Source organism: Pseudomonas sp. WHRI 8519 (assembly GCF_040224055.2).
Classification (GTDB): Bacteria; Pseudomonadota; Gammaproteobacteria; order Pseudomonadales; family Pseudomonadaceae; genus Aquipseudomonas; species Aquipseudomonas putida_X.
Genome location: NZ_CP167996.1, coordinates 3,597,690 through 3,623,877, shown reverse-complemented (window position 1 = coordinate 3,623,877; position 26,188 = coordinate 3,597,690). Strand labels below are relative to the sequence as shown.

Sequence of the window (26,188 nt, the reverse complement as noted above, 5' to 3'; positions counted from 1 at the left end):
TATGCCGACTTCACACAAGTGGTTGCTGGGCGCTTTGGGCCTGGCGCTGGCCGGTATGATGCCTGCCGTACACGCTGAAGACAAAACCCTGCGGTTGTACAACTGGGCGGATTATTTTGCCGAAGATACCCTGACCCAATTCACCGCCGAAACCGGGATCAAGGTGATCTACGACGTCATGGACGGCAGCGAAACCTTGGAAGCCAAGATGCTTTCCGGCGGTAGCGGCTACGACCTGATCTTTCCCGGCGACACTGTGGCCGAACGCCTGATGCGCGCCGGCAGCCTGTTGCCGCTGAATGCTTCGAAGATCACGGCGATGAACGACATCGAACCAGGCCTGCAAAAACTGCGCAGCCATTACGAGCGGTCGAACAAGGCCACGGTGCCGTACACCTGGGGTACCATCGGCCTGACCTACAACGCCGAGCAGATCGAGCAGCGCATGGCCGACGCCCCGGCCAACAGCCTGGACATGCTGTTCAAACCGGAGCTGGTCGCCAGGTTCGCCGATTGCGGGATTTCGATGATCGACTCGCCGGACGAAGTGCTCGCCGTGGTGCTCAATTATCTGGGCCGCGACCCGCGCAGCGCCAAGCCTGCGGATCTGGCAGCGGCCAGTGATCTGCTGATGAAGCTGCGGCCGTACATTCGCAAGTTCCAGTCGCAACCGGTCACCGACCTAGTCAACGGCAACCTGTGCCTGTCCCTTGGCTACAGCGGCGACATGACTCAGGCCCAGCGCACTTCGGACAGCGCCGGCAAGCAGACCCGCTTCCAGTACCGCGTGCCGCGCGAGGGCACCACGGTGTGGATGGACACCATGGCCATTCCCGTGGATGCCAAACATCCGGAATACGCCTACGCCTTCATCAACTTCGTGATGCGCCCGGAAAACATGGCCGCGATCAGCAATTTCACCGGTTATCCGACCTCCAATGCCAAGGCCCGGCCAAACGTGGATGAGGCGATGCGCAACAACCCGGACATCTACCTGGACGAAGCGACCTATGCTCGCCTGATACCGGGCAAGGATATTCCCCAGGCCGACATGCGCGCCCGCATGCGCACCTGGACCAAGTTCAAGACCGCCACTGCAAAGTGATTTTGCCGGGCTGCTTCGGCATTCCCCTACCTATCAGGAAGTTACCCATGCCAACCCGTCGCGAGTTCATCAAACAGGTTTCTGTCGCTGCCGGTGTAGGCGCTGCCGTCATGGGCCTCGGCCTGTCTCCGGCGCGCGTAGTGGCGGCCAGCGAACAGCGCTGGTTCATGCCCGACGAGGGCAATGAACACGCACGCGCGTACATGGCCTTTGGCGCGCAGGATGCGATCTGGGAAGACTTCACCGAAGACGTCCAGGAAGCCCTCGGCCGGATCGCCCGCGCTATTGCCCGCTACGAACCGCTGACCCTCTACTGCCGCAGTGGCGAACGCGGCCTAGCTGAAGAGATGTGCGGCACCTCCAACATCACCTACCAGATCGCCAATCTCGACGACATCTGGATGCGTGACATCAGCGCCAACTTTGTCATCAACGACAATGGCCTGGGCGCCGTGGACTTCAACTTTAACGGCTGGGGCAACAAGCAGCGGCACTCGAAGGACGCGAAGATCGCCAAACGTGTGGCGGCCGATGCGCAGGCGACCTATCAGCGCAGCGGGCTGGTGGGCGAGGGCGGCGGCATCGAAGTCGACGGCCACGGCACCGCGATCATGACTGAGAGCTGCTGGATCAACGAAAACCGCAACCCCGGCTGGAGCAAGGGTGACGTGGAGGCGGAACTCAAGGCGTGCCTCGGTCTGCGCAAAATCATCTGGCTGCCGGGCATCAAGGGCAAGGACATCACCGATGCCCACGTCGATTTCTACGCGCGCTTTGTCTCACCCGGCGTGGTGATCGCCAACCTCGACACCGACCCGCGCTCCTACGACAGCAAGGTCACCATGGCGCACCTGGACATCCTGAAAAAGGCCACCGACGCCGATGGTCGGCCATTGCAGATCCAAACCGTTTCGCCACCTCTGAAACCGCGCAAAACCAAATTCAGCAAGGACAACGACGACTTTGCGGCCGGCTACATCAACTACTTCGTGATCAACGGCGCGGTGCTCGCCCCGGAGTTCGGCGACAAGGAGGCGGATAATAAGGCCTTCGACCTGCTGAAAAAACTCTACCCGAGCCGAGACGTGGTGCAGATCAACATCGACGCCATCGCCGCCGGTGGTGGTGGCATTCACTGTGTGACCAGTCATCAGCCCGCCTAGATAGGGCCACCGCTTTGCCGACCGTAAACGCGCAAGCCCAAAACTGCATTGGTGCGCAGGAAGCGATGTTTGCAGCATTGGCTTGTGCTTCGGGCTGCCTGACTGTCGCTTCGGTTGGAGAGCGACTGACATCCCCATTGACGCGATAGGAACGACTCATCACTGTTTCTATTGAGTATTGAGACGCCGAAGATTTACTCACAGAGACATGAGCGGAGGGTAACGATCGACTAAGTGTCATACAAAGGAGGTCGTTGGCTCAGCGCTTGTAGAGTAACGCGTCAACTACAACGCCAAACGCTGATGAGTGTTCTCGGCGATTGGGGTAGTAGAGATGGTATCCGGCAAAGGGTTGGCACCAATCTTCCAACACCCGCACAAGGGTACCGTCAGCGAGCTCCTTCGCCACCATGTCCTCCGGCAGGAAACCCAAGCCGCATCCCGCCACGGCCGCACGCAGGATCGGCATGCTGCTGTTGAACGTCCATTGGCCTTCTACACGGGCCTTCAGTTCGTGACCATCCTTTTCAAAATCCCATTGCATCAGGCTGCCATGGGTGGGTAGGCGCAGATTGATACAATTTTGCACCGCCAGATCTCCAGGCTCCTTCGGCACCGGCCGCTGTTTGAAGTACTCGGGTGAGCCCACGACCGCGATCCGCAATGGTGGCCCGATAGGAACGGCGATCATGTCCTTGGCCACCTGATCTCCCAAGCGTACACCGGCGTCATAGCGTTGCGCGACGATGTCGGAGAGGGCGTAGTCGACGGTGATTTCGACTTTGATGTCCGGATAGTCGGGAAGCACCTTTAAAAGCTTGGGCCACAGAATATTGTTGGCGGCATGTTCGGATGCTTGAATCCGCACATTGCCTGCCGGGGTGTCACGGAACTCGCTGACCGCAGCCAGTTCGAGCTCGATCTCATCGAACCGCGGCGCCATCGCCTGATACAGCCGCTGACCGGCCTCGGTCGGCGAAACGCTACGGGTGGTACGTGTCAGCAGGCGCACGCCCAATCGGCTTTCCAGCGCGCGCATGGTGTGGCTCAGCGCCGACTGCGAGACGCCAAGCTGAGCGGCCGCGCGGGTGAAACTGCCTTCGCGGGTGATGACCACGAAGGCTTGCAGGTCGTTGAGATTGGCGCGGGACATTGATGAGAACCTCTCATAAGGGGCGCGGAATTAATCCATAAAAGCAGGTTGCACGCGAATGCGCGACCCCAAGAGCTTGATTACAGGGTGCGGGCGTAAAATGCGCTTAGTTTGCCAATTGCGGCATCGACATAACGCGGCACCCAATAGGTTTCGATGTGCGTCGCGCCGTCGAGAATAAATACTTCCTTGTCGGTGGTGCCGGTGGCTTTGGGGAAGGCGTCCTGTGTCATGTACAGGCTGTCGGCTTTGCTGCCAGCGATCATCAGCAACGGTTGGTTGATCAGTTCGATATGGTCAGTGGCGTCGAAACGCATCAAGTCGAGCAGGCTGCTGGTGGTGTATTTGAAGGTCGAGTTCGGGTGCGCGTGGGTCTTCCAGTAATATTCATAACCTTGGCGATAGAGCGCGAAGGGCAGTTTGGCAATCTGCTCGTCGGTGAGGTTGGCATCCCCCGAATACAGCACCGCGCCGCCGGCGGCCTCTTGCGCGCGGGCTGCTGATGACTGTTGCAGGCGTTGCTGAATGCTGTCCATCTGCGAGTCATTGTAGCCGTTGCGACGTACCCGGCCCGAGTTGAACATGCTCACGGTTGCCAGTGATTTGAAGCGTTTGTCGGTCTGCGCTGCCGCCAGCGAATAACCACCACCACCACAGATGCCAAGCAGGCCCAGACGCTTGGCATCGACGCCAGCGAACTGGCTGATGAAGTCGGCCATGCCGTGAATGTCTTCGATGCGATACGCCGGTTTATCGATGCTGCGCGGTTGACCACCGCTGGCACCCTGATACGCCGCGTCGGCCGTGATGGTGATGTAGCCCTGTTCGGCCAGGCGTTGCGCGTACAGGCCGGCGACCTGTTCTTTCACGCCGCCATTGGGGTGTGCAACGACCACGGTCGGGTAGGTCTTCTTCGCGTCATAGTTGGCCGGAGTGTAGACGTTGGCAGCGATATCCAGCCCGTTGAGCGTGTAGCTGACCGGGTGGATGTTGACCTTGCCCGGTTCGTTCTTGCTGATCGCGCCTTCGTAGGCGAGGGTGAACGGGTTCTTTTTGTAATCGGCGGCCAAGGCTTCGCCCGCCGATAGGCCGACCAATGCCGACATGAACGTGGCTTTGAGAGTGTTTTTCACGTGAAGCTCCTGAGCAAGCATAAGGGTGGCAGTTGCAAAAGTATCTGGGTCAGTCCAGCTGCTTTTCTTTGAGGAATTGCGCGACCAGGTCAGCGATCTGCACATTGTTCAGATCCGACATGGGGAAGTGGGTATTGCCGTGAATGCCGATCTCCGGCAAGTGGATCAGCCGCACATCACCGCCGTGGCGATTGACCGCGTCACGCCAGAGCCGGGCCATTTTCAGGCGTGCCCGCCAACTGTCCTGGGCGGGCAGGTCGACCGCCTGTTCCGGGATGTTGTCGCCGTACAGGATCAGAATCGGAATGCGTGTCAGGGCCATGAATTGCTCCATCGGCACTGCCGCGCCTTGCACCGTGTCGAACGCACTGGGAATAGGCGCAGGCACTTCACCATCAGCGAACACGAAGCTGCTGCCCGGTTCGAACGCCACGATGGCTTTGACCTTGTCGTTCTTGATCGCTGTCAGCCAGCCAGGCCCGCCACCTTGCGAGTGCGTAAACAAAATCCCTGGGCCGATTTTATCGAACAGCGCTGACACGCCATCAGAGACCACGCCCATGTCGAACGGCCCGGTGTTCGGCGTCATCGCCCGGAAAAACTGCTCGCGGGTCTGGTCATCCTGAGCAACTTGCACGCCGTTGAAGTAGTTGGGCCACAGCCCGATGCGGAACTGGTTGAACCACAGTTGTTCGTCAGGCACGGGCTTGATTGTGGTCTCGACCATGCTGCGCCCGGCATCGCCACGCCGGGGCTGGTCCATCAGGTAGACGCCGTAATGGCGGCGCAGGAAGATGTTCTGAAAGCCTTCGCGACCATCGGCGGTGGTTTCCCAGGTCTTGGAAAACTGACCCGCACCGTGCCACATGACGATGGGTAGTTTTCGCGCATCCACCGGGATTTGATAGAAGGCGTAGACGTGGTCACCGTGGTATGTCTGGCCGTTTGGCATCATTGGTTGGCGTGGGTTGAAGGTGCCCGGTGCAGTGGTCACTGAGCCGCCGGCGGCGAAGCTGCCTTGTTGTTGAATCAGCAACGAGCCATCGGGGTGGTTCGCGCAGGCCGCCAACAGGCTCAACAGTGTGATGCTCAGCAGGGACTTTGCAGTTTTCATGTCACTTCCCCGAAGCCGCGAGGGCTTGTGTCAACGCGGTGTTGGCACGTTCAGCCGTCTGTGCATCAGCGTGTTTTTTCAGCAGTTCCGCGACCTCTTGCAACTGTGCCGTGCTCAGGCCGACGCGCAGGCTCGCCGCCATGTGCGAGCGCAATTGCTGCTCGACTCCTGGCGTTGCCGCCAGCGCGCCGACAGTCGCCAGTTCGCGACTTTGCCAGTCGAGGTTGTCGCGCTCGAAGATGTCGCCGAACAGGTGGGTTTGCAGGAACCGGTTGATCACCGGAGCGAACTCGAACACCGGGCCTTTGACCGGAGCGCCGGAGATCCTGGTTTGATTCGCTGTGCCGGCGGCCAGCAGCTCATCCCCCATCGGAATCGCCCGGCTCGGCTCACGCCCCGGCGCGTCTTCGATACCGCGCTGTTTGCGTGTTTGCACCACCGTCATCAGCTCGTTCAAGGCGTTGAGGCTGCGTGGGAAGCCCACATAGGCGTACAGCTGCACGAGAATTTCCCGGATTTCGCTGATGGTCAGGCCGGCATCGAGCCCTTGATTGAGGGCGGTGTTGAGGTTGGGCATGTCGCTGGTCGCCATGAACGCGGCGATCAGAGGGATCGTTTGTTGTTGGCGCGACAAGGTGGCTGCGCTGGCGGGCGTGCTGGCCATTGTCTTCGATGCCTCGGCTGCTTGAGTGGTAACGCTGAACATCGCCCCGATGCCCAGACAAAACGCCATGAGTGCGGGGAGGGTAGGGTTGCTGCGTGCATCAGTGGTCATCTTGAAAGGCTCCAGCCATTGCGGGGCACCGCGGTGTCGCTGGATCGTACGGAGGATGGTTAGGTCGATTAACCCCGAAATTGCGCAAGGACTTCTGAGCAGAACTCATGAGTAGAAATGGCCACAACCGCCGCAATTGCGGCGCGACTCCGCTGATACGGGGCCTGTAGGGCGGGTGACGGTTTGCGACAAAGGTGCCGGGCGAGCACCTTTGACACATTCCGTAACTTCATTGGCCGGCGTATTGCGCCTCCGAGACCTGTTCCGCCCAGGTGACGGTCTTGCCGTCTTCGGCTTCGGCGATGGCGATGTGGGTCATACCGTTGCTGGCCGTGGCCCCATGCCAGTGTCGGATGTGTGGCGGAATCCAGACAGTGTCGCCCGGCCGTATTTCCTGGCGGGGGCCGCCCTCCTGCTGCACGTAGCCCACACCTGCGGTGACGATCAACGTTTGCCCCAGCGGGTGGCTGTGCCAAGCCGTGCGTGCGCCGGGCTCGAAGGTCACCGTGCCGCCGCCGATACGCGCCGGCGCATCACCGCTGAACAGGCCATCAACGCGCACCGAGCCGGTGAAATTTTGAGTCGCGCCCTTGACCGAGGGCTGCGAGCCGTTAGGTGTGACGCGTATTTCGCTGGCGGCCTGAGATTCTGTGGCCATGAATGACAAAGCAACGAGTGGTGCGATCAATCGGTTCATCGGGTCAACTCCGGTCAGATGTGAAAGTGGCGGCGCAAAGCGCGCCGCATTGGGCAGGCTCAGAGTCCGGTCATCTTCAGTGCCGATTCCGGCAGGCGTTCACCGTGCACTTGAATCTGTGCCATCTGTTCGTTGATCTCGCGCAGATCGTCACCGGTCAATTGCAGTTCAACGGCGCCAATGTTCTCTTCCAGTCGATGGGTTTTGGTCGTGCCCGGGATCGGCACAATCCACGGTTTCTGTGCGAGCAACCAGGCCAGTGCGACTTGCGCCGGTGTGGCGTTTTTGCGATGCGCGACGGCTTTCACCACATCGACCAGCGCCAGATTGGCCTTGCGGGCTTCAGGGGAAAAGCGTGGTACAACGTTGCGGAAATCGCTGGCGTCGAACTGTGTGTGCTCATCGATCTGACCGGTGAGGAAACCCGCGCCAAGCGGGCTGAACGGTACGAAACCGATTCCCAGTTCTTCCAGCACCGCCAGCAGCTCCAATTCCGGGCCGCGCCAGAAAAGCGAGTACTCACTCTGTACCGCCGTGACCGCTTGCACCGCGTGCGCCCGGCGGATGGTTTCCACACCTGCCTCAGACAGGCCGAAATGCTTGACCTTGCCCTCGGCGATCAGATCCTTGACGGTGCCGGCGACATCTTCGATCGGTACCTGCGGATCGACGCGGTGCTGATAGAACAGGTCGATGCAATCGGTGCGCAGACGCATCAACGATGACTCGGCAACAGCGCGTATATGTTCCGGGTGGCTGTTGGTACCACCGCCGCGTGCGCCGGTGATCAGGTCGATATCGAAGCCGAACTTGGTGGCGATGACGACCTGCTCGCGAATCGGCTGCAAGGCCTCGCCCAGCAGTGCTTCATTGGCGAACGGGCCATATGCTTCAGCGGTGTCAAACAGGGTGATGCCTTGCTCGTGAGCCGATCGAATCAGCTTGATCATGCTGGCTTTGTCGGCAGCCGGCCCATAGGCCGAGGTCATGCTCATGCAGCCCAGGCCCAGTGCAGACACTTTCAGGCCATTGCCCAACGTGCGGATATTCATGGTGTCACTCCTTACTGAATTCGATCAACGCGTGAGGGGGTGATCGCTCAGCCAGCCATTCACGCGTTCCATGGTCTTGCGCTCCTGCTCACTCTCCATCACAAAACCTTTGAGAACCTTAGCTTTCGGTGCGTGCTCGACCAGCACGCTGCGGCTGTTACCCAAGCCATAACCGCCGTGGGTGTTGAAGGGAATCAGGGTCTTGCCGGTCAGGTCGTGGGCGCTGAGAAAGGCGCGCACGATGGGTGGGGCGGTTTCACCCCAGATCGGAAAGCCGAGATAGATCGTGTCGTAGTCGCTAAGGGCGTGAATCTTGTTTTGCAGCTCGGGTTCGAAGCCGCTGTCACGCTCCTGTCGCGCCTGCTCAACGGTTTGCAGATAGTCCTCGGGGTACGCGTTGGCCGGGCGGATCTCGAAGAGGTCGGCACCCAGTCCACGCTGGATTAGCCCTGCGACCACGCGGGTATTGCCCGAGCGCGAGAAATACGCGACCAGAATCCGCGAGCCTGAGCGCTGTGTTTCACTGGCACCTTGGGTGCCTGCAAGCGACAGCAGCGGGGCGCTGGCCAGCGCGGCGATCACCGTGCGCCGCAGCGGATCGTGATGGGTGCTCATCGGCCGACTCGCGCTTTGAGGGCCTCGGGATAACGCTCGCCTTCGATGCGGATCTGCGCCAACGCTGTATCAATGGCCTTCAGTTCGACGGGGTCCAGCGTGATGTCCGCGGCGCCGAGGTTTTCTTCCAGTCGATGCAGTTTGGTCGTCCCCGGAATCGGCACGATCCACGGCGTCTGCGCAAGCAGCCAGGCCAGCGCGATCTGTGCGGGAGTGGCTTGTTTCTGTGCGGCGATCTGACGAATCAGCACCACCAGGCCCTGATTGGCTTGCAGCGCCGACTGGCTGAAACGCGGGACGATGCTGCGGAAATCGTCGCTGCCATAAGTGGCCTCCGCCGACACCGTGCCGGTGAGAAAACCTTTGCCCAATGGGCTGAATGGCACGAGGCCGATGCCTAACTCCCAAAGCGTCGGCAGGATTTCCTGCTCGGGCTCGCGCCACCACAGCGAGTATTCGCTTTGCAGTGCTGTGACCGGCTGCACCGCGTGCGCTCGGCGAATGGTCTGAGCGCCGGCCTCCGACAGGCCGAAGTGCTTGACCTTGCCCTCGCTAATCAAGTCCTTAACCACCCCGGCGACTTCCTCGATCGGCACGGCCGGATCGACGCGGTGCTGGTAGAGCAGATCGATGTAATCGGTCTGCAGTCGACGCAACGAACCCTCGACGGCGACTCGGATGTGCTCGGGGCGGCTGTTGAGAATCTGCTGTTTATTGTCGTCGCCAAAGGTGAAACCGAACTTGGTGGAGATGACCACTTGATCGCGCACCGGTGCCAGGGCTTCGCCCACCACTTGTTCGTTCAGGTAAGGGCCGTAAACCTCGGCGGTATCAAAAAGCGTGACGCCTCGGTCAACCGCCGATCGGATCAACGCAATGGCTTGTTGTGTATCAGTCGCCGGGCCGTAGCCATGGCTCAAGCCCATGCAACCGAAGCCCAGGGCTGATACTTCGAGTGAACTGTTTCCGAGCGTGCGCTTGTGCATTTTTTGGATCTCCCGACATTTGGCGTTGGGAGAACAGTAAGTGAGCTAACGAGTGGGGACTAGACGGTTAGATCGGCAAGGCTTCATGAGGTTTGCTCATCAGTCCCAGCCCACGGGAGATGGCGACTGTGTCCTCATGGGCTCAGAAACAGGGCTCAACGACAGCGTTTGGTACTCAATAATCGAGCTACCGCTCCCGACCCAAATCAGACATGTGCGACCGGGGCCGCTTCGCAGTCCATCGCCGGCAAACGCGGCTCGCGTAGGTACACCGCATGTCTGAAGGCTGTTGATATTCCTGGACTGTCCGCAAGACATTGGACGCCAAGCCAACCCTTGGGGCAGTTCATTTTGTGCCGGCTTGCCGGCGATGAGTCCGGGTCTGCCCACAGCGCTTTGAATCGCTGCCTGCTAAGGGCACGGCCTGAAGCACATGCGCGCGCTAAGTCGAAACAACGTCATGCCTGGCTTGCGGACTGAAACAATCCGCGAACGACTTCCCTCAACCACCGGTTTCCACTGTCCTGATGATATCGGGCATGCCAATGCTGTTTGACTGTGAACCCCTCAACTTCGAACGGGCAGTCATGGACCTGCAGCCCATGCATGTCGGCCAGTGTCCGGCCGATATGCCGCGGCAAGGTGGCGAGTAGATCGGTAGTCCCGATTATCATCCCTAAGCCGAGAAACGCCGGCAGCTCCAGCATGATTCGCCGTTCGATCCCGGCCCGCGCCAATCCCGCTTCCAGCAGCTTCTGCCCGGTGCCGAAACTGATCTGCACATGCCCCTCGGCCCGATACCGCTCCAGGCTCATGCCCTTGCCCAGGCGCCGATGTTGCGGGTTGCTCAGGCACACCCAGTCCTGCTCGAACAGCACCTGCTGATACATCCCCCCTCCCAGCCAGGGCACGAAGCCGATGGCCAGGTCCGCTTCGCCCGATTCCAGGGCACTCTCGGTATTGCCATCGATCCGCGCCGCCTCCAGGCGTATGCCCGGCGCATGCTTGCGCAAATGGTTGAGGATGCTGGGCAGCAAGGTGATGTGGCTGGCATCGCTGACACACAGGCGAAATCGCCGCTGCGCGGTGGCGGCGATGAACTGCGGCTCCCAGGCGGTCAGCCGCCGTAGCGATTCCAGCACCTCGCGGCACGGGCCTATCAGCTGGTCGGCGCGCGGGGTCGGGGCCATGCCGCCCGGCGTGCGCACGAACAGTGGGTCGTTCAATTGTTCGCGCAGGCGCGCCAGCCAGATGCTGATGGTCGGCTGGCTCTGCCCCAACTGCTCGGCGGCGCGGGTCACGCTGCGGCAGTGGTACAGCACGTCGAACAGTTGCAGCAGCTTGGGCTCGGGCAGGGCCTCCAGGGTCGTCATTATTAACAATCTCAATAGGCTTATTGAGGTCATTGTATAGCGCAAATAATCCCCGCTGCATAAGGTGATCGCAAATCACAGGAGGTCTGCGACGTGAAAATCTGCATTCTGGGTGCCGGTGCACTGGGTTGCGCCATCGGTGCGGCCCTGAGCGAGGCAGGGCATGAAACCTGGCTGTTGAACCGCGGCCGCGCGCACGTCGAGGCGATGAACCAGCAGGGCCTGCGGGTGCAGGACGAGCGGGGCGAGCGCTATGTACCGGTCAACGCGGCCATCGAAGCCGAGGACGTCGGCGTGACCGACCTGGTGGTGGTGTTGGTGAAGTCGTTTCACACCGCCGAGGCCATCGCCGGTGCCGCCGCGCTGATCGGGCCGCAGACGCTGGTGCTGTCGCTGCAGAACGGCCTTGGCCACGAGGACATCCTGGCCGAGGCGGTGGGCCGCGAGCGGGTGCTTGCTGGCAAGACCTATGTCGGCGGCGTGCTGCTCGCCCCGGGTTCGATCAGCGCCGGTGTCGTCGGTAAACAAACCTTCATTGGCGAGCTCGACGGCCAGCTGACGCCGCGCGTGCAGGCCATCGCCGAAGCTTTCAACAACGCCGGGCTGGCCACCACGGTCAGTGACAACATCCTCGGCACCATGTGGGACAAGCTGCTGGTCAACGTCGCGACGGGCGCGTTGAGCGGCATCACCATGCTCAGCTATGGGCAGCTGTACAGCGAGCCGCTGCTGGAAAGCACGGCAAAGGCTGCCGTGGCCGAGGCCATCACCGTTGCCGAACGGGCGGGCATTCGCCTGAGCCTGACCAGCCCCGAAGCGGCATGGACGCTGGCTGCCGAGGGCCTGCCGGCCAGCTTTCGTACCTCGATGCTGCAAAGCCTGGAAAAGGGCTCGATCACCGAAATCGATTTCATCAACGGCTCCGTCGTGCGCTGGGGCCAGCGCCATGGCGTTGCCACCCCCGTCAACGCGACCTTGGTGGCCTGTATCAAGGGCATCGAACGCGCGATGGCCGATCACCAGAAAAGGGACACTCCATGAGCCAGCCGAAAGCCTATCTCGAACACGTTGCCTTCTGGGTGCGGGACATTCAGTGGCATATCCGTTTCTTCAACGAAGTGTGCGGTATGACCATGCGGGAAGTGCAGGGCGACGTCGAGCAGCCGACGCAGTACTGGACGCTGGGCGGCCTGCAGTTCATTCACCAGCCTGACTTCGCCGGGCCGGAGGGTCGCATGGCGCACTTGGGCATCATGTGCGAGGACCTGGAAGCCACCCTGGCCACAGCCCAGCGCTTCGGTGTCAGCGAAATGCCTCAGGGCCGCAACTGGCTACGCCTGCCCGACGGTTTGGCGGTTGAGTTCATCCAGGCCTCGCCGGCCAGATGCGTCGCCCAGGCACTGGCCATCGACCCGCGTGCGGAGGTATCGGCATGAGCGTAGTGGAGAAATTCTGGGACGATGCCCGCGAAGGCGATGAATGCCTCAGCCCCACCTACACGGTAACTCGCGAGCGCATCCTGGCCTACGCCGACCTTACCGGCGACCACACCCCGGTCCATGTCGATGAGGCATACGCCAATGCCAGCCATTTCGGCTGCCTGGTCGCCCACGGCTTGTTCGGGTTGTCGATCGCCGACGGCCTGAAGACCCAATGCGAGTACCGCTTCGTGCCGGGCATGTCGCTGGGCTGGACCTGGGATTTCGTGCTGCCGATCAAGGTCAACGATGTGCTGCATGTACGCATGCGCGTGGGGGCGATGCGTCCCAGCAAAAGCCGCCCGGGCTGGGGCATCGTGGTCCTGCCGTCGGAACTGATCAACCAGAATGGCGAAGTCGTGCAGCGCGGCGAGCACCGCCTGATGGTGCCGAGGAGGGCAGACGCATGAGCCAGGCATTGCCATTGGCGGGTATCCGCGTCATCGACTACAGCCACTTCCTCGCCGGTCCTTATGTGGGGCGCTGCCTGGCGGCGCTGGGTGCCGAGGTGATCAAGGTCGAACGGCCGGGCAGCGGCGATGCCGGCCGCCAGCATGCGTTTACCCTGGATGACCAGCAGAGCGGCTACTTCCTGCAACTGAACATGGGCAAGCAGGGCGTCAGCGTCAATATGAAGGACCCGCGTGGCAAAGCCTTCATGCAACGCCTGACCGATTCGGCCGATGTGTTCATCGAAAACTACCGCCCCGGCGCTCTGGACAAGCTGGGCCTGGGTTACGCCGAGCTGTCGGCGCGCAACCCGGGTCTGGTGTACTGCTCGATTTCCGCCTACGGGCACACCGGGCCGGACGCCCACCGCGCCGGCTTCGGCCTGATCGCCGAGGCCAAGAGCGGGATCATGCAGATGGTTGGCGTGCCGGGTGAGGCGCCGCCGCTGCTGCGTATTTCCCTGGGCGACATGTACACCGGCATCCACGCGGTGGCGGCGATCAATGCCGCGCTGCTCGGCCGCGTGAACAGTGGCCGTGGCCAGCACATCGACATGGCCCTGTACGACACCCTGGTGTCGATGCACGAATACGCGGTGCAGTGCTACACGCTGTCCGGTGGCACGGTATTGCCCCAGCAGACGGGCCACGACATGCCCACCTCGACCCTTTACGGCGTGTTCCGCGCCGCCGACGGCGACCTGGTGATCGCCGCCCAGGTCGACGATGCCTGGCGGCGCTTCGCGGCCATGCTCGAAGCCAACGGCGGCCCGCCCGGGTTCGGCAGCGACCAGCGCTACCACAGCCTCAACGGCCGCAATGCCCACCGCGAGGCGATCCTGGCGGTGGTCCGCGACTGGGTCGGCGCGCGTCGGGTGGCTGAGATTCTGGCGTTGCTCGATGCCATCGACATCCCCAGTGCCAAGGTCCAGCGCATCGACGAAGTGCTGGCCGACCCGCAGATCCAGGCACGCAACATGGTCATCGAGCAGCAGCATCCACGCTACGGCACGCTGCGCCTGCCCAACCTGCCGTTCCGCTTTTCCGACTGCGATACCACGATCCACCAAGTCGCCCCGGACCTTGGCCAACACAACGCCGAAGTGGCTGCCGGGCTTGGCTTCAGCCCTGAAGAAATCGCCGTCCTGCAGGCGGATGGTGTGCTGTTTACCCACGGAGATGCACGATGAGCGACCGCTACGCAGTGATCGGCCGGCCGATCAACCACACCAAATCCCCGTTGATTCATGGCCTGTTCGCCCAGGTCAGCAACCAGCAGATGGAATACGGGGCTATCGAAGGCTCGCTGGATGACTTCGAAGCTCAGGTGCTGCAGTTTCGTAGTGAAGGCGGGAAGGGCATGAACATCACCGCCCCGTTCAAGCTGCGTGCCTTCGAACTGGCCAGCCGGCGCAGTGAGCGGGCGCAACTGGCACGGGCGGCCAATGCGCTGAAGTTCGAGGACGGCTGCATCATTGCCGAGAACTTCGATGGCATCGGTTTGCTGCGCGACATCGAGGAGAACCTTGGCGAGCCGCTGCGCAACCGCCGTGTGCTGCTGCTGGGCGCCGGCGGTGCGGTGCGCGGGGCGTTGCTGCCGTTCCTGCAGGCGGGGCCATGTGAGCTGGTGATCGCGAACCGTGACATGGCCAAGGCGCTGACGCTGCGTAACGAACTCGATCACCCGCGTCTGCGCATCAGCCGCTACGAGGAGCTGGAAGGGCAATCGTTCGACATTGTGGTCAACGCCACCTCGGCGAGCCTGACCGCCGATTTGCCGCCACTGCCGGCGGATGTGCTGGGCGAAGCGCGCCTGGCCTATGGGCTGGCCTATGGCAAAGGCCTCACGCCGTTCCTGCGCCTGGCGCGCGAGCAGGGCCAGGCGCGCCTGGCCGATGGCGTCGGCATGTTGGTGGAGCAGGCCGCCGAGGCGTTCGCCTGGTGGCGCGGGGTGCGGCCCGACACACGTGCGGTGATCGATCAGCTGACGATTCCCCTGGAGTAGGTCGATGGTCGCCAAAGTACTGATGCTGCATGGCATCAACCACAACATGTTCGGCAAGCGCGACCCGCGCCAGTACGGCACGGCGACCCTGGCAGACATCGACCAGGCGTTGCAGGCCTTGGGCGAGGAGCTGGGCGCGCAGGTCGAGAGCTTCCAGAGTAACTTCGAAGGCGCGATGTGCGAACGCATCCATCAGGCCTATGAGGACCGGGTGGATGCGGTGCTGATCAATGCCGGCGCCTGGACCCACTACAGCTACGGCATTCGTGATGCACTGGCCATTATCGAAGTGCCGGTGGTTGAAGTGCACATGTCTAACATCCATGCCAGGGAGCCGTTCCGCCATCACTCGGTGTTTGCCGAGGTGGTGCGAGGGCAGATCTGCGGGTTTGGTGTCGAAACCTACCTGCTGGCGTTGCGTGCGGCAATCAACATGCTCTGAGCAGGGCCGCTTCGCAGCCCATCGCCGGCAAGCGCGGCTCCCACAGGTACACCGCCTGCCTCAAGGCTGGCGACATTCTTTAGAGTTGTACCAGTGTCTTCACTGGTCACACTGTTGGCAGGTATGCTCGGCGTTCTGAGACGACACCAAGGACGACATCCATGTGTTCCCTGACGAACGAGCAGCTACAAGCGATCGTCCATCAGAACCCGATAAATCGTGCGCTGTTGGCGACGCTGCCAACACTCGACATTCCGAATGCCATGTTGGTCGCAGGGGCGCTGTTCCAGACGTTCTGGAATCACCGTTCGGGAGAAGCTGCCGAGTGGGGCATCAAGGATTACGACATTGCCTACTTCGACACAGACTTGTCCTGGGAGGCGGAAGATCGAGTCATAGCTAAGGTTCAGCAGGCGTTCTCTCATCTGGGCGTCAACATCGAGATCCGCAACCAGGCCCGCGTGCACTTGTGGTACGAAGCGAAATTCGGCGGGGCCTATCCACCGTTGAAAAAGGTAACGGATGGTATCGACCGCTATCTCATTCGATCGACCTGTCTCGGCGTTGACGCCGGTACTGGTGAGCTTTATTGCACCCATGGCTTGAACGATCTCTCGAACAACTGGCTCAGGATGAACGAGTTGAATCCACGCCCAGATTTATTTAGAGCGAAAGCTGCCAGCTACCGGGCTCGCTGGCCATGGCTTCAATTGGTTGAATGAGCGTCGGCCAGCGGCAGCAATTGTTCGATGACGCTATTGGCGTCCGTTGTCATGGGACAGTCCCAAACCAAGATACGGTGGTGGCCTCAACGATTCGGCGTTCTGCCCCTCAAAGCTAAGGCGTACCCTGGATGGCCCTTTATGTCGCATAGGGAGATTGCGATGACCCCCGACAAAGTCTGCCCTGTAGTGCTCTCGTATTCACTACCCACCAAGATTCTTCTGTTCAGGCACCCTTTGGCAGGCACGCAACTGGTGAAGGGCACCATCGAGAATGGGGAAACACCCCGCATGGCTGCATTGCGTGAGCTGGCAGAGGAGTCCGGTATTACTGACGCAGTGATCGACAGCGATCTGGGTTGTTGGAAGGCTGATCACCAACATCAGGTGTGGTCGTTTCACCTTTGTCGCGCTGAGAGCGAGCTGCCCGAGTGCTGGGCTCACCAGACGCTGGATGATCACGGCCACCGCTTCGAGTTTTTCTGGGCTTCGCTCGACAACCTGCCCTACAGCGACTGTCACCCAGTCTTCCAGCGAGCACTGGTATTTTTATGCGAAACGCTGAGCGCGTCCGGCCATTGGAGAGAGGAGGGGCGCCAGCACGATGATTGAACAGCTATCAAAGGTCGAAAGCGGTCGCTCCGGCCGGCAGATCTCGACCCCTGGCACGCATTGGTAACCAACGCCGGCTTTGGGTGTTTGCTGCCATTGGCGAGCAACTGTTGTCGACCCAAAGAAACGCGGCGTTGTCCAGTCTCGTCCATGCCGCTCAAAGCCTCAGATCGAGCGCTGGTTCACACGGGCAGAGAGTTGCTCAGCGTTTTCCTTGCGCTCCGAATAACGGTCTACCAAGAACGCCTGGCGGTCGCGCAGCAGGACGGTGAACTTCACCAGTTCCTCCATGACATCCACCACGCGATCGTAGTACGGCGAGGGCTTCATCCGCCCGGCGTCGTCGAACTCAAGGTAGGCTTTGGGCACCGAGGACTGGTTCGGGATGGTGAACATCCGCATCCAGCGCCCAAGCACGCGCAGTTGGTTGACCACGTTGAACGACTGCGAGCCGCCACACACCTGCATGACCGCCAGGGTCTTGCCTTGAGTAGGGCGCACCGCACCCAGTGCCAGGGGAATCCAGTCGATCTGCGCCTTGAATACCGCAGACATCGCACCATGGCGTTCTGGCGAGCACCAGACCTGGCCTTCCGACCACTGCATCAGCTCACGCAGTTCCTGCACTTTGGGGTGCTCGGCAGGTGCATCATCAGGCAGCGGCAGCTCCGACGGATTGAAGATCCGTGTCTCGGCGCCCAAGTGCTCCAGCAAGCGTGCGGCTTCTTCCACCAGCAAGCGGCTGAAGGAGCGCTCACGGGTCGATCCATACAGCAGCAGGATGCGCGGTTTGTGCTCGCTGGAACGGGCTACCGGTGGCGGCCCATCGAGCAGCGCCAGGTCGAGATTGGGCAAGTGCTCAGACATGTTTCCTCCCGCTCAAAGCGTGCCGATGCGATCCAGCTCATGCTTGAGCTGGTCACGGTCGAGGTGATCGAAAGGCAGTGCGAAGAATGCCTGGCAGCGTGAGGCGATGCGGGCCAGTGTGGCGCGGAACGCAGCGTCGACCGCCGCCGCCTCACCCACGACATCGGACGGGTCCTCCAGCCCCCAATGCGACTTCAAGGCCGGGCCGAAATAGACCGGGCAAGCTTCGCCGGCGGCCTTGGCGCAAACGGTAATGACGATGTCAGGAGGGCAATCCTCGAACGCGTCATTGCCTTTGCTGCTCAGCCCATCGCTCGAGATGCCGGCGTCTTGCAAGGTTGTCAGGCTGCGAGGCAACACCTGGCCTTTGGGAAAGCTGCCGGAGCTGACTGCTTCAAATCCGTGAGGCGCCAAATGATTGAACATGGCCTCGGAAAGGATGCTGCGGCAACTGTTGGCCGTGCACATGAACAGGACTCGCATAGAGGCTCCTCCGCTTCGTGGCGGATGTCAGAGGCTCAGGCCCAATGCCAGAGCCGGGTTGCCAGATGACCAGGATGAGAGTGAATACAAAGACTGCAATGGCGACCAGCATGAAGACCTCGCTCGATATAGGTCAGCAGCAGGCAGCATCACGGACGGGCCGGCCGTCCATGTTCTTCAGCCGCAGAGCGTTATCTGCCAACCACTGTGCGTTGGCCTGCAAGGTCACCTGCAACATTTCATGCACCCAGGCGGGCAGTTCCGGGTTCAGGCGGTAGTACACCCACTGGCCCTGCCTGCGATCGAGCAGCATGCCATTGCTGCGAAGCTGAGCGAGGTGGCGGCTGATCTTAGGTTGGCTGTCGTTCAGCGCGCACATCAGTTCGCAGACGCAAAGTTCACCGAGACTGGCAATCAACAGTGTGGCCCGAGCACGGGTTTCGTCGGAGAGGCATTTGAAGACATCAGGCGGGGTGAACATGGCAGCACCGTAACATATGGATAGCCGAATATACGCATTTACACATGTATTGTGCAAGTTTCTCAGGGCTGAGCGGTCGCTAAGGGGCCAGGCTGTGTGAAAACACCTGCGGCGATCTAGCCATTAGCCGACGCAACCACTGCCGACGGTGAGCACAGCAGCGAGTTGTGCTCGCGTGCGACCTCAAGCCAATGATGAGTATCGATCCCTTGCGTAAACACGACGTCACTGAGAAGCAGAGTACTAAACCACGGTCTACTCTCTTTAGTCGTCATAGAGGCTATGCCGAAACGATGTAGGGCATTGTTCAAAAGGTACTGGAAATGGCTGTTCTCAAATAACGCATGAGACACCCAGGCAGCTGGTTTCCGACCTTAACGCCCTGATTGCTCTGTTGACGCAGACTGCGCCAGGCGGGGCACTGAGCAATCGGTGTCCTGTTCCATTCCAAGTGTGGAGCAAGGAACGATGACCACTTCGAATCGTATCGCGCACGGGAAAGGGTGGATGCCCGCGGCGATAACGGTATTGGCTTTGCACAGTAGTGGCGTGTCAGCGGGAGGCATCTTCATCTATGAGGCCGGCCAGGAAAGTAACGGCCTGGCCAACGCGGGCTCGGCGGCGCTCGCCACAGACCCCAGCGTGTTGATGAGCAACCCGGCAGGCATCGCCTTGCTGCCCGGCACGCAGGTCAGCGCCAACGCACAGGTCATCCTCGGCGACCTGCGTTACTCACGCGACAGCAACAACCAGTTCGACGGCAACGAGGGCGGCAATGCTCTGCAGTATCTACCGGGCGCCAGCCTGTTCATCAGCCACCAACTCGATGACCGTTCGGCGATCGGATTCGGCCTGTACGGCAACTTCGGCCTGGCACTGAACTACGACGACGACTGGGCAGGGCGGTACTTCACCCAGGAAGCGGCTGTGATCGGCGTCTCGTTTCAACCCACCTTTGCCTACAAGTTCACCGATGACCTCACTGTCGGCATCGGCCCTCGCATGATGCTGGGCTATTACCGCACTGAGATGGCCGTCAACAACAGCCTGCTGGGTTTGGTCGAGCGGCCCGATGGCCAACTCGAATACAAGGACACCGACTTCGGCATGGGTGTGAACCTGGGCGTGCTCTACCAGGTCGACCCCCGCACGCGCATTGGCCTGGCCTACACCAGCAAGGTGAAGCTGGAGTTCGAGGACAGCCCGCATGTCAGCGGCATCAACAACCCCCTCATCAACGCCGCGCTCAACCGCTTGGCGGTGGACACCCTGGAATTGGACATGAACGTGCCGCAGACCGCGACGTTCAGCGTGGCCCACCAGTTGGACGAGCAATGGACGTTGCTTGGCAGCGTGGGTTGGCAGGACTGGAGCGATTTCGGGGATATCGGCGTGGAGGTCGATGCCAATGCCGCCGGTGTCAGCCGCACGGTCGATCGCAAGTACAAGGATACCTGGCACGCCTCACTCGGCGCGCAGTACCAAATGACCCGCCAGCTGCGCTGGAGCGTTGGGGTGGGGTATGACAGCTCGGCCGTCGATGACAAGGACCGCACCGTGGACAACCCGATGGGCGAGACGTGGCGCTTCGCGACCGGGGTGAACTATCAGGTTGAAGAAGGCTTGGACCTGCACCTGGCCTACACGCTGCTCTGGCTCGGCGATATGGACGTGGAGCAGACCAAGGCACGCTCCGGCGATACGTTGTCAGGCAGTTTCGACAACGCCGCCTTGCACGTCATCGGCGGCGGTGCAACGTGGCGATTCTGAAGGTTTTCATCCTCGATAACCGCTTCAACGTGGAAGGAGAAGTTGCATGAAAAGTAGGTCGCTTATTGCAACCGTGTGCCTCGCATCGCTGTTGCTGCATGGCTGTGCGAGCAAATACGTGGAGCCTGATGATTACTCCGGGTTTCTGAAGGACTACAGCAAACTCAAAGAGGAAAAGTCACCGTCAGGTGCGGAGGTTATGCGCTGGATCAAGCCTGGCATCACTGCCAACCAATTTACCAGCGTCTATATCGAACCCAGCCAGTTTTATCCCAAGCCGCAACCCACTGCGAAAATTCCGCAGCAAACCTTGCAAGGCATAACCCAATACTACGATCAGGCGCTGAAAAACCAGTTTTCCACCGTGCTGCCGCTGGCGACCAGCCCTGGGCCAGGTGTGCTGGTGGTGCGCCCGGCGATCACTGGGGTAAGCGCTAAAACCAAGGGGTTGCGCCCGTATGAAGTTATCCCGATCGCGTTGGTGGCCGCCGGCATCAGCACGGCGACGGGGATCCGCGATCAAGACACCAGCGTGGCCACCGAGGCCGCATTCATTGACGGAAATTCCAATGAGGTGGTGGCCCAAGTGGTACGCAAAGGAGCAGGTACTGAATTGGACAACGCCTCGCAGGTCATGCAGGCCACGGACGCACGTGCCGTGCTCGATGGCTGGGCCAAGGACATGGTCAGTTCATTCAAGGCTTTGAAAAAATAGCCCGAATGTTCCCCCTGCCGTGGCTGCGCGGTAGGGGGCATCGGCGTTTGATGCACGGACTCGAAGTTTCAAGGATGCCCCGATGAAAACGGTCATGCTCAAGCTCAAACATGAATTCCTGAAAGTGCTTCCTCCCACCGTGTTTTTTTTCGTGATCCTGCACATCGTTGCGCTGATTCGTGCGCTGATGATCAAAGGGTCAGGGGTGGAGCTGCCTGTTTCAGCGTCGGTCCTGATCGCCGCGCTGATATTGGGCAAGTCCGTGCTGGTGGCGGATATGCTGCCTTTCATCAATCGCTTCCCCGACAAGCCACTGATCTGGAACGTCGCCTGGAAGACCTGCATTTATGCCTTGGTCGCGCTGATCGTCCATTACCTGGAGCGTCTGTACGAGTATTGGAAAGAGGCGGCTGGCGTGATGGATGCCAACGCGCTGTTGTGGTCATCCATTAACTGGCCTCGCTTCTGGGCGGTTCAGATCCTGTTGATCACCTTGATATTCATGTATTGCGTCATCGCTGAACTGGCGCGCCTCATTGGACGCGAGCGCCTTAAACGCATGTTCATTGGGCCGCTGCCGCCAAAACAGCCCGACATGCCGCAACACAGCGGATAGCCGAACGACTGATCCGGTTTGGCCACTTGGCTTGCAGTTGACGGGAGACACCGCGTTGAAAAAGAACGTTTACCCGCTTTACGCGCTTGCTTTGTTGGCGCACACCGGCCAAGGCCACGCAGAGGATTCGGCAGAGCTTGCCAAGAAGGCGCTGAACCCGGTTGCGGCCATGTACAGCTTGCCGGTGCAATATAACTGGGACCAGAAACTGGGCCCCAATGGCGAGGGCAAGCGCAGCCTGACCAATATCCAGCCCGTGCTGCCGTTCAGCCTGAATGATGACTGGAACCTGATCTCCAGGACCATCCTGCCCGTCGTCGACCAACACGGTTTGGGTGGCGCGGCGGACACCTCCGGTGTGGGCGATGTGACCCAAAGCTTTTTCTTCTCACCGAAACACCCCACGGCCAGTGGCTGGATACTGGGCGCAGGGCCGGCGCTGTTGATACCAACAGGCAGCAATGACGTGCTGAGCAGTGAACAGTGGGGGCTCGGACCGACAGCGGTAGCCTTGAAGCAAGCCAACGGGTGGACGCACGGGATACTGGCGAACCATATCTGGGGGCTGGAGGGCAGCCCTGCAGATGGCAAGGAGAAGGTCAACCAGACGTTCATGCAGCCGTTTCTTTCCTACACGAACAGCGCTTTGACCACATTTGGCATCAACAGTGAGTCGACCTACGACTGGCAATCCAAGCAATGGTCAATTCCAATCAACCTGATGGTGACCCAACTACTAAAAGTGGGTGGGCACCCCATTACCGTCCAGGCGGGCCCGCGTTATTGGCTCGACTCACCGGATAATGGCCCCGAAGGCTGGGGCTTTCGGTTTGCTGTAACGCTGCTTTTCCCAAGGTAATGCACGCCGGCATCGCTAATACGCCTGCAAGAACAACCCGCAGGGTTGCTGATTCTATTGATCACGGAGCTAAGGATGGGGCGTCGCGACAAAGGCAATATTCTGGGCTTGGCATTGAAGGCCTTGTCCTGGTCTGCAGTTTTGATCACCTGCCTGGTTGGCTCAGTAGGCACTGCGCTGTGTGCCGAGCAGGCGGGGGCTGCACCCGCCTTTTCGACCGAATCCGAAGGCTATGTGGCTGCCGCTACTTGCCTTGGCTGTCACGTTGACCAGGCCAAGGCCTGGAAGGACTCGGATCACGGTTGGGCGATGCGCGACGCCAACGAGGCCAATGTGCTTGGCAATTTCAACGACGCGCGCTTCGACGAGGCCGGGGTCTCGGCGCATTTCTTTCGCAGGCACGGCGGCTTTTACGTCAATACCGAAGGTGAGGATGGCCAGCCGGCAGACTTTAAAATCATCTACACCTTCGGCCACTATCCGCTGCAGCAGTACCTGGTTGCACTGCCCAAGGGCCGCCTGCAGGCGTTGACCATCGCCTGGGACAGCAGGGCCAAGGGCGAGGGTGGGCAACGCTGGTTCTCGCTCTACCCTGGGCAACGTTTTGCACCCGATGACCCTTTGCACTGGACCGGTCGCTACCAGAACTGGAACGGTATGTGCGCCGATTGCCATTCCACGCGTTTGATCAAGCACTACGACGATCGCCAGGACAGCTTCGCGTCCACCTGGAAAGAGCAGAACGTTGGCTGCCAGAGCTGTCATGGGCCTGGCCAGGCCCATGTCGATTGGGCGAACAAAGCCACATCCGCTGAGCAAGCCGATGCGTCGGCCAAGGACATGGGCCTGGCTGTCGATTACAAGGCGTTGGGCAGTCAGGGCCTGGTCGAGCAGTGTGCGTTCTGCCACAGCCGGCGGCAGACCCTTGGCGTGGGCCAGCTACCCGGTCATCCGCAGCTCGACCAGAGCCTGCCGGCAACATTGCGCGCGGGGCTTTATCACGCAGACGGCCAGGTCGACGGTGAGGTGTACGAGTACGGCTCCTTCACGCAAAGCAAGATGTACAACGCAGGGGTGGGCTGCACCGACTGCCACAACCCTCATACCGCCAAGGTCAAGGTCGAAGGCAACGGGCTGTGCCTGCAATGCCACAACGGCAATCCACCGGTAGCCCGCTTCGCCACCCTGCAGGCCAAGGACTATGATACGCCCGCGCACCATCACCACGTCGCCGGCAGCCCTGGCGCCCAGTGTGTCAGTTGCCACATGCCGACCAAGACCTACATGGTCGTCGACCCCCGGCGCGACCACAGCTTGCGGATCCCGCGTCCGGACCTCGCCAGCAAGGTCGACAGCCCCGATGCCTGCACGGCTTGCCACCAAGACCAGCAACCGGCTTGGGCCGCCAAGGCGATCGAGCAGTGGTTTGGCAAGCCGCAGCGCCCGGTTTTGTTTGGCGAGGCGTTCCAGGCGGTGCGCAATGGCCAAGGTATCCCATTGAGCCTTTTGGGCACGGTGCTGGCAGACAAGACCAAGCCAAGCATCGTGCGCGCCACTGCCGCCGAACAGATGGCTGACCTGGGCCCTCAAGCCCTCATCAGCCTGGGCTGGGCGTTGAACGATCCGAGCCCATTGGTGCGTGCCTATGCCACGTCTGGGTTCTCGAGCGTGCCGCCAGAGCAGCGCCTCAAGCCGCTGTTGCCCCTGCTCGAAGACCCCTACCTGGCGGTGCGCGATGAGGCAGTGCGGGCGCTTGCGGATGTGCCCAGCACGCAGTTGCCGGCCCAGGCGAAGGAGGCGTTCAGCACAGCGCTGGCAGACTACGAGGCGCGCCTGCGTGGCAATGCAGACCTGCCAGGCGGGCGCTTGAACCTGGCCGTTCTGTTGAGCCGCCAGGGGCGTCAGCAAGAAGCCATGGAGCAGTACCGTCAGGCACTGCGCCTTGACCCATACTTTGTGCCGGCGCGGGTCAACCTGGCCAATCTCGCCACAGCCGAGCACCAGCTCGATGAAGCGGAAAACGTACTGCGCGCAGGCCTGGCGCTGGAAAAGATGTCGACGACCGATCACGGCAACCTGGCGTACATGCTGGCCCTGCTGCTGGTGGAGCGACGCCAGCCCGAAGAGGCCGTGGGCTTGATGGAGTCGGCAGCGGTCGCGCTGCCAGGCAATGCGCGGATTCGCTACAACCAAGGTTTGCTGCTGTCGCGCATGAACCGTCGCGATGAGGCCTTGGCGGCGCTGGAGCGTGGCCTTGAGCAGGCACCGGATAACGCCGACCTTCTGTACTCGTTGATCTACCTGCATGCCTTGGCCGGTGAACGCAGCGAAGCCTATGCCTATGTGCAACGGATGCGCAAAGCGGCCCCTGACGATTCACGCCTGCAAGGCATCGAGCCTTACTGGCAAAAATACGAAAGCACCAACTGAGCTGGCGATGGCGCTGTGAGCGGCTAGATTTACCTCGTCGCCTTCGAGCAGTTGCGAACATCCGTGGGGCCTCGTGTCGATGCTCCGACTGACAAGGACCGAGCAGTGGATATACGCGAGCAAATTGCTGAACTCGAAGCCAGTGTGGCGCAGAGCGTGCTGGGCCAGGCCGACACCATCCGGCATGTGATTCTTGGCTTGCTGGCCAATGGTCACGTATTGCTGGAAAGCCTGCCGGGGCTGGCCAAAACGCGTACCGTCAAGGCGCTGGCCACCCACCTGGAGGCCAGCATGCGGCGCATCCAGTTCACCCCCGACCTGCTGCCGTCGGACATCACCGGTGGCGAAATCCTCCAGCAGACCGCACAGGGCAACGAGATCAAGTTTCAACCCGGGCCGCTGTTCGGCAACGTGATTCTTGCCGATGAGATCAACCGCGCCCCGGCCAAGGTTCAGGCGGCCCTGCTTGAAGCCATGGAGGAGCGCCAGATTACCGTGGCCGGTCAGAGCTACCCGATGTCAAACCTGTTCATGGTGCTGGCGACCCAGAACCCCATCGAGCAAGAGGGTACCTACCCGTTGCCCGAGGCGCAGATGGACAGGTTCCTGATGAAGCTGCAACTGGACTATCCCAAGGTGGAGGATGAAACCCGGGTGCTGCGCCTGGTGCGCAACGAGGAACAACAGGCAGGCCACCCGCACCAGGCGCCTGGGCGTCTGCCCCAGGACGTGGTGTTCGCCGCACGCAGTGCGATCGCGGGCATTGAAGTGTCGCCGGCGATCGATCGTTACCTGATCGACTTGATCAACGCCACCCGCCACCCGGTCGAGCATGATCCGGACCTTGCGCGCTGGCTCAAGATCGGCGCCAGCCCACGTGGCGGGATCAGCCTGGACAGAGTGGCGCGTGCCCACGCATGGCTGGCCGGGCAGGGGTACGTCACCCCGGACAATGTACGAGCAGTGGTCCATCCGGTGTTGCGTCACCGATTGCAGCTCTCCTACGACGCGGTTGCCGATGGCATCGGCGCCGACCAGGTGATCGACCGGCTGCTGGACACGGTCGCCATCCCGGCCTGAACGGAGCGAGCCC

28 protein-coding genes are annotated in these 26,188 nt (G+C 61.1%); 16 read left to right on the top strand and 12 right to left on the bottom strand.

Going from position 1 to position 26,188, the window contains the following annotated elements:
• Position 1 precedes the first annotated feature (1 nt).
• On the top strand, positions 2 to 1,105 hold the full coding sequence (locus ABRP30_RS16550) for an extracellular solute-binding protein (RefSeq protein ID WP_349974876.1): 1,104 nt from the start codon (positions 2 to 4) through the stop codon (positions 1,103 to 1,105).
• 47 nt (positions 1,106 to 1,152) lie between these two features.
• Positions 1,153 to 2,268 carry an agmatine deiminase family protein gene (locus ABRP30_RS16545; protein WP_349974875.1) on the top strand — a complete coding sequence of 372 codons (1,116 nt, stop codon included), beginning with the start codon at positions 1,153 to 1,155 and terminating at the stop codon, positions 2,266 to 2,268.
• Between the two features lie 259 nt (positions 2,269 to 2,527).
• Here ABRP30_RS16545 and ABRP30_RS16540 read toward each other — a convergent pair whose 3' ends face one another.
• The 9 genes from ABRP30_RS16540 to ABRP30_RS16500 all read right to left on the bottom strand — a co-directional run bounded on the left by ABRP30_RS16540 (position 2,528) and on the right by ABRP30_RS16500 (position 11,166).
• On the bottom strand, positions 2,528 to 3,421 hold the full coding sequence (locus tag ABRP30_RS16540; RefSeq protein ID WP_267816810.1) for a LysR family transcriptional regulator: 894 nt from the start codon (positions 3,419 to 3,421) through the stop codon (positions 2,528 to 2,530).
• An 80-nt stretch (positions 3,422 to 3,501) separates the two neighbouring features.
• Positions 3,502 to 4,554: an alpha/beta hydrolase gene (locus ABRP30_RS16535; protein ID WP_267816808.1), complete on the bottom strand. Its 1,053-nt coding sequence runs from the start codon at positions 4,552 to 4,554 to the stop codon at positions 3,502 to 3,504.
• Positions 4,555 to 4,603: 49 nt separating this feature from the next.
• Positions 4,604 to 5,548, bottom strand: coding sequence for an alpha/beta fold hydrolase (locus tag ABRP30_RS16530; RefSeq protein ID WP_267824003.1), 945 nt, complete (start codon positions 5,546 to 5,548; stop codon positions 4,604 to 4,606).
• 121 nt (positions 5,549 to 5,669) lie between these two features.
• Entirely contained in the window at positions 5,670 to 6,443 is a 774-nt protein-coding gene (locus ABRP30_RS16525) for a carboxymuconolactone decarboxylase family protein (protein ID WP_349974874.1), read from the bottom strand.
• A 229-nt stretch (positions 6,444 to 6,672) separates the two neighbouring features.
• Complete coding sequence (locus ABRP30_RS16520) at positions 6,673 to 7,140, bottom strand: cupin domain-containing protein (protein ID WP_267816804.1); 468 nt, start codon at positions 7,138 to 7,140, stop codon at positions 6,673 to 6,675.
• 59 nt (positions 7,141 to 7,199) lie between these two features.
• Positions 7,200 to 8,192, bottom strand: a complete 993-nt coding sequence (locus ABRP30_RS16515) for an aldo/keto reductase (protein WP_349974873.1) — start codon at positions 8,190 to 8,192, stop codon at positions 7,200 to 7,202.
• A gap of 24 nt (positions 8,193 to 8,216) precedes the next feature.
• Complete coding sequence (locus tag ABRP30_RS16510) at positions 8,217 to 8,807, bottom strand: flavodoxin (RefSeq protein ID WP_349974872.1); 591 nt, start codon at positions 8,805 to 8,807, stop codon at positions 8,217 to 8,219.
• A complete protein-coding gene (locus tag ABRP30_RS16505; RefSeq protein WP_267816798.1) occupies positions 8,804 to 9,793 on the bottom strand; it encodes an aldo/keto reductase in 990 nt (329 codons plus the stop codon). Before ABRP30_RS16505 ends, ABRP30_RS16510 begins: the two co-directional genes overlap by 4 nt.
• Positions 9,794 to 10,251: 458 nt before the next feature.
• Positions 10,252 to 11,166: a LysR family transcriptional regulator gene (locus ABRP30_RS16500; protein ID WP_349974871.1), complete on the bottom strand. Its 915-nt coding sequence runs from the start codon at positions 11,164 to 11,166 to the stop codon at positions 10,252 to 10,254.
• A gap of 93 nt (positions 11,167 to 11,259) precedes the next feature.
• On the opposite strand from ABRP30_RS16500, the gene ABRP30_RS16495 reads away from it, so the two are divergent.
• The 8 genes from ABRP30_RS16495 (at position 11,260) to ABRP30_RS16460 (ending at position 16,874) form a co-directional block, all read left to right on the top strand.
• Positions 11,260 to 12,207, top strand: a complete 948-nt coding sequence (locus tag ABRP30_RS16495; RefSeq protein WP_267816796.1) for a ketopantoate reductase family protein — start codon at positions 11,260 to 11,262, stop codon at positions 12,205 to 12,207.
• Complete coding sequence (locus ABRP30_RS16490; protein WP_267816794.1) at positions 12,204 to 12,602, top strand: VOC family protein; 399 nt, start codon at positions 12,204 to 12,206, stop codon at positions 12,600 to 12,602. The genes ABRP30_RS16495 and ABRP30_RS16490 overlap by 4 nt, the downstream gene beginning before the upstream one ends.
• Positions 12,599 to 13,054 carry a MaoC family dehydratase gene (locus ABRP30_RS16485; protein ID WP_241805265.1) on the top strand — a complete coding sequence of 152 codons (456 nt, stop codon included), beginning with the start codon at positions 12,599 to 12,601 and terminating at the stop codon, positions 13,052 to 13,054. The genes ABRP30_RS16490 and ABRP30_RS16485 overlap by 4 nt, the downstream gene beginning before the upstream one ends.
• The gene (locus tag ABRP30_RS16480) at positions 13,051 to 14,283 is read left to right on the top strand and encodes a CaiB/BaiF CoA-transferase family protein (protein ID WP_241805264.1); all 1,233 of its coding nucleotides are present in this window, start codon (positions 13,051 to 13,053) and stop codon (positions 14,281 to 14,283) included. Before ABRP30_RS16485 ends, ABRP30_RS16480 begins: the two co-directional genes overlap by 4 nt.
• Positions 14,280 to 15,098 (top strand): shikimate dehydrogenase, encoded by an 819-nt coding sequence (gene aroE / locus ABRP30_RS16475; protein WP_267816791.1) that lies wholly within the window; start codon positions 14,280 to 14,282, stop codon positions 15,096 to 15,098. Before ABRP30_RS16480 ends, aroE begins: the two co-directional genes overlap by 4 nt.
• Before the next feature lie 4 nt (positions 15,099 to 15,102).
• Positions 15,103 to 15,540 carry a type II 3-dehydroquinate dehydratase gene (gene aroQ / locus ABRP30_RS16470; RefSeq protein WP_241805262.1) on the top strand — a complete coding sequence of 146 codons (438 nt, stop codon included), beginning with the start codon at positions 15,103 to 15,105 and terminating at the stop codon, positions 15,538 to 15,540.
• Between the two features lie 161 nt (positions 15,541 to 15,701).
• Positions 15,702 to 16,262: a nucleotidyltransferase family protein gene (locus ABRP30_RS16465; RefSeq protein WP_267816788.1), complete on the top strand. Its 561-nt coding sequence runs from the start codon at positions 15,702 to 15,704 to the stop codon at positions 16,260 to 16,262.
• 162 nt (positions 16,263 to 16,424) lie between these two features.
• Positions 16,425 to 16,874 (top strand): NUDIX domain-containing protein, encoded by a 450-nt coding sequence (locus ABRP30_RS16460; protein ID WP_267816786.1) that lies wholly within the window; start codon positions 16,425 to 16,427, stop codon positions 16,872 to 16,874.
• 165 nt (positions 16,875 to 17,039) lie between these two features.
• Here ABRP30_RS16460 and arsH read toward each other — a convergent pair whose 3' ends face one another.
• From arsH to ABRP30_RS16445, 3 genes are all read right to left on the bottom strand, one after another.
• Complete coding sequence (gene arsH / locus ABRP30_RS16455) at positions 17,040 to 17,741, bottom strand: arsenical resistance protein ArsH (RefSeq protein WP_267816784.1); 702 nt, start codon at positions 17,739 to 17,741, stop codon at positions 17,040 to 17,042.
• A gap of 12 nt (positions 17,742 to 17,753) precedes the next feature.
• A complete protein-coding gene (locus ABRP30_RS16450) occupies positions 17,754 to 18,224 on the bottom strand; it encodes an arsenate reductase ArsC (protein WP_349974870.1) in 471 nt (156 codons plus the stop codon).
• 133 nt (positions 18,225 to 18,357) lie between these two features.
• On the bottom strand, positions 18,358 to 18,705 hold the full coding sequence (locus ABRP30_RS16445) for a metalloregulator ArsR/SmtB family transcription factor (protein ID WP_241805248.1): 348 nt from the start codon (positions 18,703 to 18,705) through the stop codon (positions 18,358 to 18,360).
• Positions 18,706 to 19,212: 507 nt separating this feature from the next.
• On the opposite strand from ABRP30_RS16445, the gene ABRP30_RS16440 reads away from it, so the two are divergent.
• The 6 genes from ABRP30_RS16440 to ABRP30_RS16415 all read left to right on the top strand — a co-directional run bounded on the left by ABRP30_RS16440 (position 19,213) and on the right by ABRP30_RS16415 (position 26,175).
• Entirely contained in the window at positions 19,213 to 20,475 is a 1,263-nt protein-coding gene (locus ABRP30_RS16440; RefSeq protein WP_349975162.1) for an OmpP1/FadL family transporter, read from the top strand.
• Between the two features lie 46 nt (positions 20,476 to 20,521).
• Positions 20,522 to 21,190, top strand: a complete 669-nt coding sequence (locus ABRP30_RS16435) for a DUF3313 domain-containing protein (RefSeq protein ID WP_267816779.1) — start codon at positions 20,522 to 20,524, stop codon at positions 21,188 to 21,190.
• Positions 21,191 to 21,272: 82 nt separating this feature from the next.
• Positions 21,273 to 21,806: a hypothetical protein gene (locus ABRP30_RS16430; protein ID WP_349974869.1), complete on the top strand. Its 534-nt coding sequence runs from the start codon at positions 21,273 to 21,275 to the stop codon at positions 21,804 to 21,806.
• A 91-nt stretch (positions 21,807 to 21,897) separates the two neighbouring features.
• Positions 21,898 to 22,665 (top strand): transporter, encoded by a 768-nt coding sequence (locus tag ABRP30_RS16425; protein ID WP_349975161.1) that lies wholly within the window; start codon positions 21,898 to 21,900, stop codon positions 22,663 to 22,665.
• 75 nt (positions 22,666 to 22,740) lie between these two features.
• Positions 22,741 to 25,095 (top strand): tetratricopeptide repeat protein, encoded by a 2,355-nt coding sequence (locus ABRP30_RS16420; protein ID WP_349974868.1) that lies wholly within the window; start codon positions 22,741 to 22,743, stop codon positions 25,093 to 25,095.
• Positions 25,096 to 25,200: 105 nt separating this feature from the next.
• The gene (locus ABRP30_RS16415) at positions 25,201 to 26,175 is read left to right on the top strand and encodes a MoxR family ATPase (RefSeq protein ID WP_349974867.1); all 975 of its coding nucleotides are present in this window, start codon (positions 25,201 to 25,203) and stop codon (positions 26,173 to 26,175) included.
• Positions 26,176 to 26,188: the final 13 nt, after the last annotated feature.